Below are 14,220 nucleotides of genomic sequence, written 5' to 3'. Positions count from 1 at the left end.
TCTCCGGATCCGTATGGAATGTCGTCCCCCAGCTTAGAAATATAAAGGAATCATACGTTAGAGGAAGAAATCAACACACTTCACTGTGGAGAACCTAATATTCCTAGTCATTACTCATTTTACCAATAGTATGATGGACCTACAAATCCAGTCGGAAGAAGGTACAGGAATACAGCTACAGCCGTTCAATGATGGTAGCATTCGACGTCCCCGCTCCTTCGCATATAGCGAGAAGTCCGTATCGGCTTCCCGTCCGTTCAAGACGGTGAAGCAATGTCGTAAGCAGCTTCGTGCCCGTGGCTCCGAGAGGGTGCCCGAGCGCAATGGCACCTCCATCTTCGTTCAAACGCTCAGGGTTAGCCCCTGTCTCTTTCACCCAAGCAAGAGGCACCGAAGCAAATGCTTCGTTCACTTCGTACGTGTCCATATCCTGAAGTGCCATACCGGCAGAGTTCAGAACTTTCTCCGTTGCGGGTATGGGGCCCGTCAGCATCAGTGTCGGGTCGGAACCGACAACACTCCTTGCGATGATCCTCGCTCTCGGCTTCAATCCGAGCTGCTCCGCCTTTTCCCGGGACATCAATAAAACCGCCGAGGCCCCGTCGCTCATTTGACTGGCGTTACCTGCCGTAATGACTCCGTCTTCACGGAAGACCGGATTGAGGCCATTCAACACTTCCGCTGTCGATCCTTCCCGTGGCCCTTCGTCGTTGTGGAAGACCGTTCCGTCCTCAAGTTCCAGAGGAAGAATCTCTTTATCGAATCTCCCATTTTCCTGGGCGAGAAGAGCCCGTTCATGACTACGGGCAGCAAATTCATCCAGTTCACTTCTTGAAATATCCCATTTTTCTGCTATTTTTTCTGCGGAAATCCCCTGGTTCACAATCTCATACTTATCTGTAAGCATGGGGCTCGGGGAAACATCTCTATAGTTGGAAAACATCGGTTCACGGGTCATGCTCTCCACGCCTCCGGCCACGACGACGTCCATATCCCCGCTCATGATCGCCTGGGAAGCGAAATGCACGGCCTGCTGACTGGAGCCGCACTGCCGGTCGATGGTAACCCCCGGAACCGTCAAAGGAAAACCAGCCATCAGGCTGGCATTTCTCGCTACATTGCCCGCCTGTTCTCCGACCTGGGTCACCGCTCCCAATATCACGTCCTCCACTTCTTCCGGAAACACCCCTGAGCGCTCCATCAGACCTTTCAGTGTCCGTGCGGCCAGTTCATCAGCCCGCATATCCTTAAGACTACCTTTTCTTTTTCCGACAGCTGTACGCAACGCCTCGACGATCACCACTTCTCTCATCATCGCTTCCCCCTTATTTTTCTTCTTTCCTGTATAGTTCGTCATAGATGATGCCGCTCCTGCTTTATTACAGAAGAAAAGAATGTTTGAACTTGCAATCGGTAAAAAAATCCCCGCGATTCCCGCGAGGATAGATAAATGGGGTTATGCTTTTGTATTGGTGAAGCCGCCATCGATCCGCACAACTTCTCCGTTGATGTAGTCCGCTTTCGACGTAAGCAGAAATGTAACGAGCTCCGCCACTTCTTCCGGTGTGCCCAGGCGCTGCTGAGGAATACCTTTCTCCGCACTCTCTTTCATTTTCGGGTTCGCTTCAAAATAGGATTTTACCATAGGTGTTTCCGTAGGACCCGGGGCAATCGCGTTCACTCTTAGCCCGTCCTTGGCATATTCAGCCACCATACTTTTCGTCAGGCCGACGATTCCGTGTTTTGTTGCGGAATACGTAACGACGGAATCCTGCCCGATCACTCCGGCACTCGAAGAAGTGTTGACGATGGCTCCGCCGCCGTTTTCGATCATGACTTCGGCTACGTAACGCACCCCGTAGAGCGCACCCATCAGATTGATCTGCACGATTTTTTCAATTTCTTCAGGGTCGGTATCGAGAAAATATCCACCGCTCCCTGATATACCGGCATTGTTGAAGAAATAATCGATCTGTCCCCACTGATTCACCGTTTCATTTACGTAGTTTTTCACTTCTTCCAATTTAGCGACATCCGCTTTTACGAAAATAGCTTCCGCTCCAGCTTTGTTCACCTTTTCCACCGTTTCACGGCCACCTTCTTCGTCTATATCCACTACCGCTATATTCACACCTTGTTCAGCCAATTGCACAGCTGTCGCTTGACCGAGCCCACTGCCTGCGCCTGTTATGATGCCCACTTTACTCATAAAACATCTCTCCTTTTCAAACTATTCTTCTTAATATTCTTCCTTTTGCATGGAACGTTTAATCAAAAGAGTGCCTTTCATAAGTCTGACTAGAAGATTCTGAAAGTCGGAGAAATTCGCCAAATACTTAATATTCCCAACCAAAAAATGCCCAACCGATAAAGGCAATAACAGCAATGATAAATACAATCACCTTCAATACGGGGACTTCAAAGCGCATAAGTACCCTCCATTCACATTCATTCTTTCTATTTCATACGTTCATTGATTTTAAAGTGTTTCAAATAAGTGATTTTCCATACAACCTTCGTTCTGTTTCCATCTTTTGAACAAAGTGATGATAATTTCATCATATACAAAGAACCCCGAATCAGCGCACTTTTTTCATCAGTGCTCACGATTCGGGGTTCTTTTTCCTTACTATTTCCAGAAAATTTATTCCACTGTTACACTTTTCGCAAGGTTTCTCGGCTTATCGACGTCACAGTCACGGTGAAGAGCCGCATAATAAGCGATGAGCTGAAGCGGAATCACAGAAGCGAGCGGTGTCAGTAACTCATGCACATGAGGAATGGCGAATTCATCGTCCTCTTCCTCAATACCTTTCATACTGATGGTAAGCGTGTTCGCTCCACGCGCTTTCACTTCCTGAACGTTTCCGCGGATCGACGGGCTTACATTCTCTTGCGTAGCAAGAGCAATCACCGGTGTGCCTTCTTCGATCAGGGCAATCGTTCCGTGCTTCAGTTCCCCTCCGGCGAATCCTTCCGCCTGGATATAGGAAATCTCTTTCAGTTTGAGAGCTCCTTCGACACCGACGTAGTGGTCGATACTGCGTCCTATGAAGAAGCAGTTACGTGTCGTGGAAAGGTAATCACGCGTCAGGAGTTCCAATTCTTCTTTTTGATCCGTCAGGGCTTCCATCGCATTGGCTACGATACCAAGCTCCTGCATCGGATCGAATTCAAGCTCGATACCTTTCGCGTGAGCTGAATCCACCGCAAGAATGGCAAGAACCGCCATTTGTGCCGTATAGGCTTTTGTGGACGCTACGGCGATTTCCGGTCCCGCATGCAGATGAAGGGTGTAGTCCGCTTCACGGGAAAGGGTGGAACCGGGAACATTCGTAAGTGTGAGAGCCGGGTGACCGAGTTCTTTCGTTTGTACGAGTACGGAGCGGCTGTCCGCTGTTTCCCCACTCTGGGAAATAAACACAAAGAGCGGCTTTTCGGACAGAAGCGGCATATTATAAGAAAATTCACTGGCTACATGGACCTCGACCGGAATTTCAGCCATCTTCTCGATGAACTGTTTCCCGAGAAGTCCGGCGTGATAACTCGTACCGGCAGCGATGATGTAAATACGGTCACATGCTTTCATCGCTTCTCTCACGTCAGGGTCTAGTTTGATGCGGTCGTTCTCATCCTGATACTCCTGAATGATTTTACGGATGACGAACGGCTGCTCATCGATTTCTTTCAGCATAAAATGAGGATAAGTTCCTTTTTCGATATCTGTAGAGTCGATTTCAGCAGTGAACGGTTCACGTTCTACCACTGTTCCATCAAGCTTCTGAATCTCAACATTTTCCCGCTTCACGATAACGATTTCTTTATCCATGAGTTCCATGAACTGATCCGTTACCTGAAGTGCAGCCATGGAGTCACTTGCTACCATGTTGAAGTCGTCTCCAAGGCCGACCAGCAATGGACTTCTATTTTTCGCAACGTAAATCGTCTCTTCATCCTGCTGATCGATGAGTGCTACTGCGTAAGAACCTTTCAGAAGTTCAATCGCCTGACGGAATGCTTCCTTCGTTTCGCCTGTTTTGTTATGAAGCAGTTCAATCAGCTGAACGATGATTTCTGTGTCTGTTTCACTCTGCAGCTCTACATCTTCGAGATATTCTTTACGTACTTCATTATAGTTTTCAATGACGCCATTATGAACAATCGTGAAACGTCCGGATGTGCTTTGGTGAGGGTGAGCGTTGTCTCTGCTCGGTGCCCCGTGTGTCGCCCAGCGGGTATGACCGATCCCGAGTGTCGCTTTTACGTTCGGGTCCACCTCTTCACGCAAAGAAGCGATGCGTCCTTTCACTTTGAACACACGTACGTCTTCTTCAGAAAGTGTTGCGATCCCCGCAGAATCATATCCGCGGTACTCAAGCTTCTGAAGACCTTCTAATAAAATTTCTTTTGTATCATCCTGACCAATATATCCTACAATACCACACATTGTGATGTCCTCCTCTAAATAGGAGCAGCCATCACCACCAGGGGCGAGACTGCCCCTTTCCCTGTTTTAATTCGGACATTTCGTTCCTGCGCGTTGTTCGAAGAGTCGCCTCTTCGGTTTGGCACAAAAACAGACGGTTGAAATGTCAGCAACCGGGAGGCATCCGCCGAATCACCTCGATGAACCTCCTCCTCGTCAACTACAGAAAAAAACGTCCTTTTCTGCAGTCCTGGCGCTTTAAATGGTACCTTTGCCTGTGTCACTCCCTTCTGTAAGTTGAATGAGTGCGCACCCTCTGAGCATAACCGCTTTGACTTTCAATTAAACATCGGGGTACAGCACTTTAATTTTACTCGAATATGAAACGAACCGTCAATCTTTTTTAAGAATAAAAGCGGAGCCATTCGTTTAAAAGCTCTGGACTATGACACAGGATCAAGCATTCGCTAAGTATACGACGTTCAGAACAATTCCCCTACACTGGATGTCGTGTTTCTTCAGCCATTGCGACGTTCACGCTTCCTGAGGAAGTGTGAACAGGTCACAAAATCATTTCCTGCGACGCTCACGAGTCCAGCCCTCGTATGAACGTCGCATACAGGAGGCAATCCCCCACCTTCAATGAAAGTTTCCCCTTTCATATAAAAAAGCAGCGTGGATTCTGTCTCCACACTGCCTTTCTTCTTACTCTTTCATTCCCAGTTCTTCCTGAACGACATCCACCACCCGCTTCACGTAAGCTTCGCATTCATCTTCCGTAGGGGCTTCCGCCATAATACGAACAAGCGGTTCTGTGCCGGATGGGCGTACGAGTACGCGGCCGCTGTCGCCCATTTCGTTCTCCACTTCTTCTATTTTTTCCTGGATACGCTTATTGGTGAAAACCGCCTGCTTGTCTATCACTCTGACATTTTTCAGCACCTGAGGGAACTTTTCCATTTCCGCTGCAAGTTCAGACAAAGGCTTTCCGGTATCTCTCATCACGTTGACTAATTGAAGAGCGGAGAGGATTCCGTCCCCTGTAGTATTGTAATCGAGAAAAATGATGTGTCCGGACTGCTCTCCACCGAGGTTGAAACCGCCTCTGCGCATCTCTTCCATAACGTAACGATCCCCTACAGCCGTTTTGTCACTGGTGATTCCTACTCTTTCAAGGGCTTTATAGAAGCCGAGATTACTCATAACCGTTGAAACGACGGTAGAATGATTCAACATCACCTGTTCGTTCATAAATTTCGAGCATATATACATTATACGGTCGCCGTCCACGATTTGACCTTTTTCATCTACCGCTATGAGACGATCCCCGTCCCCGTCAAAAGCGAGACCGACATCCGCACCTTTTTTCTTCACTAAGTCCTGAAGAGCTTCCGGGTTCGTAGAGCCACAACCCTCATTGATGTTCAAGCCATCAGGAGTGGAAGCGATCGATGATATTTCCGCTTCGAGATCTGCAAACAGATGAGAGGCTACTGAAGAGGTAGCTCCATTCGCACAGTCGAGCGCAAGATGAAGACCTTCGAAATCATGGTCGACTGTCTTTTTCAAATGCTGCATGTATTTCTGTACACCTTCAAAGTAATCGTTGATTTGACCGAGGTCGCTGCCGGAAGGACGTGGAAGTTCATCCTCTTCTGCATCGATCAGCGCCTCGATTTCTTCTTCCTGTTTCTCTGTCAGTTTAAAGCCATCGGACCCGAAAAATTTGATACCGTTATCTTCTACCGGGTTGTGGGAAGCAGAAATCATAATACCCGCTTCCGCCTGCATCGCCTTGGTCAGGTAGGCTACTCCCGGCGTAGAAATGACTCCAAGACGCATCACTTCCGCTCCGATCGATAATAGACCGGCGGCGAGAGCTCCTTCGAACATTTCCCCGGATATGCGTGTGTCTCTACCTATCAGGATTTTCGGTTTCTCCTGACCCTTCGTCAAAGCATAACCGCCGAACCTCCCCAATTTGAATGCGAATTCCGGCGTCAATTCCTTATTAGCGACTCCCCGTACTCCATCTGTGCCAAAATACTTCCCCATGAATCTATCCCTCTCTTCCTAATCGTTTATGATTTCAATCTGCACTTCTGCCGTTTCCGGCTCTATCGCAGTTACTCCGCTCGGGAGCGTCAGTTCAATATCTTTTGTCGTCGTTTCTTCCAAACCTTCTACATCGACAATATTCCCGGTCACTTGGTTGATCTCCTCCAGAACTTCTTTCGGTCCGTAAATCGTCACTTGTTCTACAGAAGAAGTGATACTATCGATACTTGCTTCCTCCGGAACTTCCCCTTCTGCCTCGAAAGTGACAGGTACATCTTTCTGAGCCCGCGATACCGGAACATCGATGGTGACTGAGGAAGGTTCGACGATGACACTCAATTCATTGCCCTCTTCATCGTATACTTTCACCGGTGTTTCCTGATTTTCGATGGAAGCATCCACATCCGAAAGATTTACGATGGATTTGACCACTGCTACTTCGGAAAGTACCGAGGCCGCTCCTGTAACTTCTACGGTGGAAGGATCGATTACAGGATCTCCGATTTCAAATTCACTATTCATCTGATTTTCATTAATCAAATCTGCGCTCACATCATGCGATTCACTCATGCGCCGTTCAATGGTGACCTCCACTGTCTCTGGTTGGATGCTAACCTGAACCTGGTTCGTGATACCGGATTGTTGGATAGGCACTTCATGTGTGCCCGCTCCCAGATCGTTTAAATCCACGTACAGCGTGAAATTCTGCTGGCGGGCGACCGGCGCCACCTGACTGGTGGGACCTTCGAGCGTAACATCAGCCACTTGAGGAACGCCGCTGACGACAAGGTTTTCATCGTCAAGTCTTATATCCACCGGAATATTTTCAGCCGTCTCTTCATCCGGGGAATTCCCATTCAAAAATAAAGACTCCGTGTCCGTCGTACTCTCCGAACTCACAGAAGCCCACATCAAAACGGCGAGAAACAAAGAAAGAATCCTTATGAACCATGTACTGCGTAACCATTTATCCATCCTTTTTCCCCCTCCAGTTCCACGTTTTAGATGCAGGGGTTTTGGAACTTACATCAAGTGCGGAATGAAGTACTTTCCTGAGACCATCTTCATCCAGATTACGCTGCAATTCTCCGTTGATTGTACAGGAAACATTCCCTGTTTCCTCGGACACAATGATTGTAAGCGCATCTGTCACTTCACTGATTCCCATTGCTGCACGGTGTCTCGTTCCTAGTTCCTTGGAAATGAACGGACTTTCCGATAATGGCAGATAACAGCCGGCAGCTACAATTTTGTCTCTTTTCAATATGACAGCCCCATCGTGCAAAGGGGTGTTCGGAATAAAGATATTCGTCAACAATTCATTCGTCAACTGACCGTTCACCGGGATGCCTGTTTCTACATAATCCCCCATGCCGGTTTCCCTTTCAATCGTGATCAGCGCTCCGATACGACGCTTCGCCATGTAATTACATGACTTCAGGATTGCTTCGATCGAACGCTCCGTGTTTTCCTCTTCCGCAGTATTCCTGCTGAAGAAGCTCCCTCTTCCCAGTTGTTCCAATGCTCGCCTGAGTTCGGGTTGAAACAAAATGATAATTGCCAGAAAACCCCAGGCGATCGCCTGCGACATAAGTTCCCTTAATGTCGTAAGTCCAAACAGATTACTGAGCAGCCAAATCCCGAGGATAAGAAAGACACCCTTCAACAATTGAACGGCTTTCGTCCCCTGGATAAGCATAATCAACTTATATATGATGAACCAGACAAGGGCTATGTCGATGGCGATTACGATATAGTCGAATAACGTATGAGCCTCACCAAACATGCCGACACTTCCTTTATATGAATATCTATGATATTTACGAAACTTTCATCATTATATCATATTTCATATTTCAAAAGAAAAAGAATCACCGGTGTTTATTCATTCCGGTGATTCCTTCTCCTGCATCGAGAACACTTCTCCCACAAAATTCTTCGCATGGTACCAGACCCATTCGAAAATCTGGTTCACATAGTTCAATTCGCCACTTACATAAGCCTGAAGTTCTTCTCCCTCCGGAGCCTCTGATGGATCATCGTCGATAAACTGACCATTGATCAACGTGACATCCCCATCGATATGACCGTCGACTCGAAGATCCCCGTTTCGGACGACGAGATCCCCGTCGACCACAACGTCCTTCGGCACGACGACAGTTCCTTCTTCAATGACGACCCCTTCCTGCTTGGAAACAGTCACCTGACTGTCCTGGTTCCATGCGGAGAAAATGCCGCTTACCATAAGGAGCATAAAAACGGCAGCCGCCGAAACCAACGGGTGGTGTCGGAACCATCCCAACCAGGACGCTCGGTTCTTATTCTGGGGGATATTACTCATCACACTGTCTGTAAACGAACGGGAGGTCGTTATTTTCGATTTATCCGAAGCGAGTGTATCTGTCCTTTTCAATTCGTGGAAATGCCTCTGGCAGTCTTCGCAGCGCTGCAGATGATTGCTGAGAATCCGCTGTTCTTCGTCTGTCAGTGCCTCATCTAAATATTTATGCATCAAATAGATAATATCTTTTTCACATCTCATAGTTTCTCACCCCTCACACATGCCGAAGCTTCGTCCGTAATATTTCTCTGCCGCGGTGTATTCTCGTTTTCACCGTTCCTACCGGCATATCAAGCACTTCAGATATTTCCTGCAGGGACAACTCTTCGAGAAACCGTAACACGATGACACTACGATATTTCGGAGGAAGAGCAGTGATTTCTGTCTGTATATACCCTCTCAATTCGAGATTTTCCACCTGCTCTTCCGGTAAAGCTTCGTCCATCGCCAGTTGATCGTACATATCCAGTCCGTCTGTTCCTCTTATCTCTGCATCGAGATAATAATCGGGCTTTTTCTTTCTGATCCGATCGATCGTCAAATTCGTCGCAATCCGGTAAAGCCACGTTGAAAATTTGCGTCGTTCATCAAAGCTGTCCAGATTCGTATAAGCACGGATAAATGCTTCCTGCGCCAGATCTTCCGCCTCCTGTTTGTTGCCTATCATCCGAAAGCAAATGAAATACACTTTATTCTGATAGAACGATACTATGTCTTCAAACGCCTGTGCGTTGCCTTTTTTGACTTCCTTTATTCTCTCTTTTATGATGGTTTCCATATCGTTATACCTCCGCTTTCGCTGCGGTTCTTCTTATGTACGTATGAAATGTTCCGAAGGTTTCACTTCACTGAATGTTTATTTTTTCAGAAAATAACAGAAGAGTAAACAGTTAAGTGAGCAGTAAATAAATCACGGAAGTACCTCCTGATTATTGAACCGAATCCGGTGAATATTCAAAAAGAGCCTGGGCCAAAACTAAATAGTACAAAACAAAAACCGAACGATAGTGTTCGGTTTTTGTTTTGTACGCTGTTTATAAAAGGATAAAAAAAACAACACATCGCTTTCCGCGGGCACGGCTTCAAGCCGCCCCATAATCAAGAAAATCGCTTGATCATGGGGATCTTCAGCACGTGCTGTTCCCGCAGGAGTCTCTGTGTTGTTCTTCATAAAAGGATGGGCATCGTCTCGAATGTTCGGTTATTGATTGCTGTTATTCGTTTTGTCCCAAACTCTTTTCAGAAAGAATCTACTTCAATTTTTCTCCGAGCAATGAGCCGAGTAATCCTACTGCCATTGTCGCGGTTTTATTTTTTTCATCAAGAATAGGATTCACTTCGACGAACTCTGCCGATGTAATTTTCTCCGACTCATTCAGCATTTCCATAGCCAGATGGCTCTCCCGGTAGCTGAATCCTCCCATCACAGGGGTTCCCACGCCAGGTGCTTCACCCGGGTCAAGGCTGTCGAGATCGAGGCTGAGGTGTACACCATCGACGTTACGGCTTTCCAGATAACCGAGCGAATCCTGCATGACTTGAGACATGCCGAGTCGGTCGACTTCATGCATACTGAATACTTTGATGCCTTTTTCTTTGATGAGTTCACGTTCCCCTTCATCCACGGAACGGGCTCCGATAATGACTATATTTTCCGGTTTTATCTTAGGCTGATAGCCGTGGATCCCAGTCAGTTTTTCATGCCCGATACCGATACTGACGGCCAGAGGCATCCCATGGATATTACCGGACGGGGATGTCTCCCCGCTGTTGAGATCCGCATGTGCGTCGTACCAGATCACACCGAGGTTTTCATAATGCTTGGCGATGCCCGCAAGCGTCCCCATAGCGATACTGTGATCTCCACCCAGTACGAGCGGGAAACGATTTTTGCTGACGACTTTATCTACTTCTTCAGCCAGCTTTATGTTCCCTTCCCTCACTTCTTCCAGGTTCCGGAGGTTATCCTTTTTCTCCTGTTCTTCCCCCGGTCTTGAAATCACCAGATCTCCCAAATCCTCTATATCATATTTCAGCTGTTCCAGTCTTTCTATTACACCAGCGTACCGGATAGCGCTCGGGCCCATATCGACCCCGCGCCTGTTTTGTCCAAGATCCATCGGCACACCGATGATCGATAACTGTTTATTCACAAACGATTCCTCCTTCATCGAACTTCTTCTATTGTAGCTAATTTTCACATAATGGTTCAACTGCACATTTTCATGCATATATATGCGTTCAGTTTCCTGATTCAAAATCAGTGGCTTTTCTATTATAATAAACACTAAAGACCTATGTGAGCGATAGATGACTCTCTGGAAAGGTTGGAACTCATGGAAAAGAACCAAAAATTGATGTGGCGACGTATCGAACGGAAAATAGAAAAGTGGCGACAGCTGGGAGAGATTACCGAATTCGAATTATTTCAATTTCTGGAGCAGAACAAAGCGATGCTTCAGTCGTTTCAGCTCGATGAAGCAGAACGTTTAACTGAGCGACTGCTTCTGTTTGTGAGCGATCAGAGCGATAAGAAGTGGAGCGAATCGGAATGGCTTCCGTTACTTAGGCAAATCCAGGAGGAAATCCCCCTCGCACCTTCGCCTGCAAAATCCCCCGCTTTTTCCAAACAAGAGAAGAAGGAACCGCTGTTATTGATCATTGATGATGATATCGAATTCATTACATATATGAAGGACTTTCTGGAAAACAACGAGTTTCAGGTACTGGTAGCACTGACGGGGAAAAAGGGACTGGAGTTATTTTACGATGTAAACCCTGACCTCGTCCTTCTTGATTACGTACTTCCGGACATCGACGGTATTTCATTACTTACTCAAATAGTTGAAAAAGCCCGGAATGAATTCACTCCTGTGATGATGGTGAGTGCTCATATTTCTGACGAGCATCGGACATTATCTTTCAACCTCGGAGTATCAGATTTCATCGGCAAACCCATTAATACAGACATCTTTCTCCCGTTTCTACATAATCGGCTCTCTGCCCGTCAGCAGATATTGAAGCGGACGCTGCAGGATGAACTGACAGGGGCGTTCAATCGAAGATTCATGGAAAAAGAGCTGCTCGAACAGATCGAGCGCTTCAACAAGGAGGAAGATTACTTCTTTTCTCTGGCTATGGTAGATCTCGATCATTTCAAATCGGTCAATGATACGTATGGCCATCATATGGGCGATCAAGTACTCGAGACACTGGTGAATGTATTCGAGAAGCAGAAAGACCCAGAAGACTCCATCAGTCGTTATGGCGGAGAAGAGTTCACGATCATCTTCCCTCATACGGATGGTAAAGACGCTATAAAAAAACTGCAGAAATGGAGAGAGACGTTTTCGCACATCTCCTTCACTTCAGGGAATGCAGAATTCCATGTCACGTTTTCTTCCGGAGTCAAAGAGACCTCCCGCAACCCCCGGCATGGAAAAGAAGTTCTCGAACAGGCGGACAAAGCATTGTATCATGCGAAACATTCAGGAAGAAACCAGACCGTACTTTACTCCTCTGCACTGGAAGCTCTCCATGCTGAGGAGCCTATCAATCTTCTGATTATTGACGATGATCCCTTAGCGCGAAATCTATTGGAAACGTTCTTTGTCAACCGCTCTTCCATCGGCAACAAACCGGTCAAGGTGACTACGTATGAAAGTGGCGATGAATTGTTGGCCGAGGACTGGTACGACTCTGAATCCAATTATGTGCTTCTCCTGGACAGCACGATATCAGTAAAGAACGGAATCGATATCATAACCTCCATCAAGCAAATGTATGGAGCGGGAAACATAGCTATTGCTATACTTGCCGCTCAAACAGAAGTGAAAAAAGTGGAAGAAGCGTTAAAAGCGGAAGTCGATGATTACCTGTTGAAGCCTTTTGAAACAGAGGAAGTCGGAGCCAGACTGGACGTCGTCGTGGACAGGATGTTTGATTGAGCGGCGTCTGGAACAAAAGTAAATGTTATCACGAGAATCCGAACACATTTGTGTTCGGATTCTTTCATCTGGGGTCGAGGCTCGTATGATGACCAATCTCAACGTTCGAGCATTCCTCTCTCCTATTCATTCCCCAACGTTTTCCTTCCCCTATCTTCTTCAGCTGTCTCTTTCATTGCTACTAGTAAACAATAGTCTCCCTCCACACTCCGGTGTGAACAACAAAAAAGAGGAATCTCTGAGAGACCCCTCTTTACGCTATGTAAATCTGATATTATTGATAAAATAATGGTGGAGCCTAGCGGGATCGAACCGCTGACCTCCTGCGTGCAAAGCAGGCGCTCTCCCAGCTGAGCTAAGGCCCCAATGGAGCGGGAGACGGGATTCGAACCCGCGACCCCCACCTTGGCAAGGTGGTGTTCTACCGCTGAACTACTCCCGCACCAAAGTAGTGAGCCATGGAGGGCTCGAACCTCCGACCCTCTGATTAAAAGTCAGATGCTCTACCAACTGAGCTAATGGCTCGTTATAAGTTATTATCAATTCAGGTAAAAAACAATAAATGGCTGGGCTAGCTGGATTCGAACCAGCGCATGACGGTACCAAAAACCGTTGCCTTACCGCTTGGCTATAGCCCAACAACTATATAATCATTGCAATTTTAAAAATAAAATGGTGGAGGGAGCAGGACTCGAACCTGCGAACCCGATGGGAGCGGATTTACAGTCCGCCGCGTTTGGCCAACTTCGCTATCCCTCCATATATAATGAGACTCGCTGGTGCCGGCCAGAGGACTTGAACCCCCAACCTACTGATTACAAATCAGTTGCTCTACCAATTGAGCTAGGCCGGCGATATGGTGGAGGATGCAGGGCTCGAACCTGCGACCCCTTGCTTGTAAGGCAAGTGCTCTCCCAGCTGAGCTAATCCTCCGAATGATGTTGGTGACCCGTACGGGACTCGAACCCGTGTTACCGCCGTGAAAGGGCGGTGTCTTAACCGCTTGACCAACGGGCCTGAAATCGATTGCGAGAGCTTCCAGCCGGATTTGAACCGGCGACCCCTTCCTTACCATGGAAGTGCTCTACCACTGAGCTATGGAAGCAAGATGGCTCCACCGGTAGGATTCGAACCTACGACCGATCGATTAACAGTCGATTGCTCTACCACTGAGCTACGGTGGAATAATATAATGATGTGGCAGCGCCCTACTCTCGCGGGGGGTAACCCCGACTACCATCGGCGCGGAAGAGCTTAACTGCTGTGTTCGGCATGGGAACAGGTGTGACCTCTTCGCTATCGCCACCACATCGAATGAAGGGTGACCCTTCAAAACTGGATAAGAAACAGTCGACCAACGGTATAGAGAAGATCTCGATGGATTAGTATCCGTCTGCTGCACGTGTCGCCACGCTTCCACACCGGACCTATCAACCTCTTCGTCTCAG

General features: G+C 47.4%; 10 protein-coding genes, 10 tRNA genes and 2 rRNA genes. 1 reads left to right on the top strand and 21 read right to left on the bottom strand.

Annotation, left to right across the window (positions count from 1 at the left end; translation table 11 throughout):
• Positions 1 to 175 precede the first annotated feature (175 nt).
• The 9 genes from BW944_RS14595 to rocF form a co-directional block, all read right to left on the bottom strand.
• On the bottom strand, positions 176 to 1,312 hold the full coding sequence (locus BW944_RS14595) for a thiolase family protein (RefSeq protein ID WP_076560937.1): 1,137 nt from the start codon (positions 1,310 to 1,312) through the stop codon (positions 176 to 178).
• A 144-nt stretch (positions 1,313 to 1,456) separates the two neighbouring features.
• Positions 1,457 to 2,209, bottom strand: coding sequence for an SDR family NAD(P)-dependent oxidoreductase (locus BW944_RS14590; protein ID WP_076560934.1), 753 nt, complete (start codon positions 2,207 to 2,209; stop codon positions 1,457 to 1,459).
• Positions 2,210 to 2,644: 435 nt separating this feature from the next.
• The gene (gene glmS, locus BW944_RS14585; RefSeq protein WP_076560932.1) at positions 2,645 to 4,447 is read right to left on the bottom strand and encodes a glutamine--fructose-6-phosphate transaminase (isomerizing); all 1,803 of its coding nucleotides are present in this window, start codon (positions 4,445 to 4,447) and stop codon (positions 2,645 to 2,647) included.
• Positions 4,448 to 5,131: 684 nt separating this feature from the next.
• Positions 5,132 to 6,481 carry a phosphoglucosamine mutase gene (glmM, locus tag BW944_RS14575; RefSeq protein WP_076560928.1) on the bottom strand — a complete coding sequence of 450 codons (1,350 nt, stop codon included), beginning with the start codon at positions 6,479 to 6,481 and terminating at the stop codon, positions 5,132 to 5,134.
• 18 nt (positions 6,482 to 6,499) lie between these two features.
• Entirely contained in the window at positions 6,500 to 7,459 is a 960-nt protein-coding gene (locus BW944_RS14570; protein WP_076560926.1) for a CdaR family protein, read from the bottom strand.
• Positions 7,452 to 8,270, bottom strand: coding sequence for a diadenylate cyclase CdaA (gene cdaA, locus BW944_RS14565; RefSeq protein ID WP_076560925.1), 819 nt, complete (start codon positions 8,268 to 8,270; stop codon positions 7,452 to 7,454). The genes BW944_RS14570 and cdaA overlap by 8 nt, the downstream gene beginning before the upstream one ends.
• 99 nt (positions 8,271 to 8,369) lie before the next feature.
• Positions 8,370 to 9,026 carry an anti-sigma factor family protein gene (locus tag BW944_RS14560; protein WP_076560923.1) on the bottom strand — a complete coding sequence of 219 codons (657 nt, stop codon included), beginning with the start codon at positions 9,024 to 9,026 and terminating at the stop codon, positions 8,370 to 8,372.
• 13 nt (positions 9,027 to 9,039) lie between these two features.
• Positions 9,040 to 9,603, bottom strand: a complete 564-nt coding sequence (sigW, locus tag BW944_RS14555; protein ID WP_076560922.1) for an RNA polymerase sigma factor SigW — start codon at positions 9,601 to 9,603, stop codon at positions 9,040 to 9,042.
• Positions 9,604 to 10,075: 472 nt separating this feature from the next.
• Positions 10,076 to 10,978: an arginase gene (gene rocF / locus BW944_RS14550; RefSeq protein ID WP_084193785.1), complete on the bottom strand. Its 903-nt coding sequence runs from the start codon at positions 10,976 to 10,978 to the stop codon at positions 10,076 to 10,078.
• Positions 10,979 to 11,161: 183 nt separating this feature from the next.
• Here rocF and BW944_RS14545 point away from each other — a divergent pair, with 183 nt between their 5' ends.
• Positions 11,162 to 12,772, top strand: a complete 1,611-nt coding sequence (locus BW944_RS14545) for a diguanylate cyclase (RefSeq protein WP_076560920.1) — start codon at positions 11,162 to 11,164, stop codon at positions 12,770 to 12,772.
• A 289-nt stretch (positions 12,773 to 13,061) separates the two neighbouring features.
• Here BW944_RS14545 and BW944_RS14540 read toward each other — a convergent pair.
• The 12 genes from BW944_RS14540 to BW944_RS15180 all read right to left on the bottom strand — a co-directional run.
• Positions 13,062 to 13,137: transfer RNA gene (locus BW944_RS14540), tRNA-Ala, on the bottom strand.
• A 2-nt stretch (positions 13,138 to 13,139) separates the two neighbouring features.
• Positions 13,140 to 13,214: transfer RNA gene (locus tag BW944_RS14535), tRNA-Gly, on the bottom strand.
• Between the two features lie 10 nt (positions 13,215 to 13,224).
• Positions 13,225 to 13,297 (bottom strand) — tRNA-Lys (locus tag BW944_RS14530).
• A gap of 38 nt (positions 13,298 to 13,335) precedes the next feature.
• Positions 13,336 to 13,410, bottom strand: a tRNA-Gln gene (locus tag BW944_RS14525).
• A gap of 35 nt (positions 13,411 to 13,445) precedes the next feature.
• Positions 13,446 to 13,531: transfer RNA gene (locus tag BW944_RS14520), tRNA-Tyr, on the bottom strand.
• An 18-nt stretch (positions 13,532 to 13,549) separates the two neighbouring features.
• A tRNA-Thr gene (locus tag BW944_RS14515) sits at positions 13,550 to 13,625 on the bottom strand.
• Between the two features lie 4 nt (positions 13,626 to 13,629).
• A tRNA-Val gene (locus tag BW944_RS14510) sits at positions 13,630 to 13,705 on the bottom strand.
• A gap of 9 nt (positions 13,706 to 13,714) precedes the next feature.
• Positions 13,715 to 13,789, bottom strand: a tRNA-Glu gene (locus BW944_RS14505).
• Positions 13,790 to 13,805: 16 nt separating this feature from the next.
• Positions 13,806 to 13,877 (bottom strand) — tRNA-Thr (locus BW944_RS14500).
• A 4-nt stretch (positions 13,878 to 13,881) separates the two neighbouring features.
• A tRNA-Asn gene (locus tag BW944_RS14495) sits at positions 13,882 to 13,956 on the bottom strand.
• Positions 13,957 to 13,967: 11 nt separating this feature from the next.
• Positions 13,968 to 14,082 (bottom strand): 5S ribosomal RNA (gene rrf / locus BW944_RS14490).
• A gap of 52 nt (positions 14,083 to 14,134) precedes the next feature.
• A 23S ribosomal RNA gene (locus tag BW944_RS15180) occupies positions 14,135 to 14,220 on the bottom strand; the annotation flags it as partial.

Origin of the sequence: Salimicrobium flavidum (assembly GCF_900156645.1) — a bacterium.
GTDB lineage: Bacteria > Bacillota > Bacilli > Bacillales > Halobacillaceae > Salimicrobium > Salimicrobium flavidum.
Note: the sequence above shows the minus strand (reverse complement) of the source record. Positions and strands in the feature narration are given on the sequence as shown.

Coding starts and splice junctions, on each gene's coding strand:
- BW944_RS14595 (WP_076560937.1), bottom strand. CDS start 1,312: ATGAGAGAAGTGGTGATCGTCGAGGCGTTGCGTACAGCTGTCGGAAAA.
- BW944_RS14590 (WP_076560934.1), bottom strand. CDS start 2,209: ATGAGTAAAGTGGGCATCATAACAGGCGCAGGCAGTGGGCTCGGTCAA.
- glmS (WP_076560932.1), bottom strand. CDS start 4,447: ATGTGTGGTATTGTAGGATATATTGGTCAGGATGATACAAAAGAAATT.
- glmM (WP_076560928.1), bottom strand. CDS start 6,481: ATGGGGAAGTATTTTGGCACAGATGGAGTACGGGGAGTCGCTAATAAG.
- BW944_RS14570 (WP_076560926.1), bottom strand. CDS start 7,459: ATGGATAAATGGTTACGCAGTACATGGTTCATAAGGATTCTTTCTTTG.
- cdaA (WP_076560925.1), bottom strand. CDS start 8,270: ATGTTTGGTGAGGCTCATACGTTATTCGACTATATCGTAATCGCCATC.
- BW944_RS14560 (WP_076560923.1), bottom strand. CDS start 9,026: ATGAGATGTGAAAAAGATATTATCTATTTGATGCATAAATATTTAGAT.
- sigW (WP_076560922.1), bottom strand. CDS start 9,603: ATGGAAACCATCATAAAAGAGAGAATAAAGGAAGTCAAAAAAGGCAAC.
- BW944_RS14545 (WP_076560920.1), top strand. CDS start 11,162: ATGGAAAAGAACCAAAAATTGATGTGGCGACGTATCGAACGGAAAATA.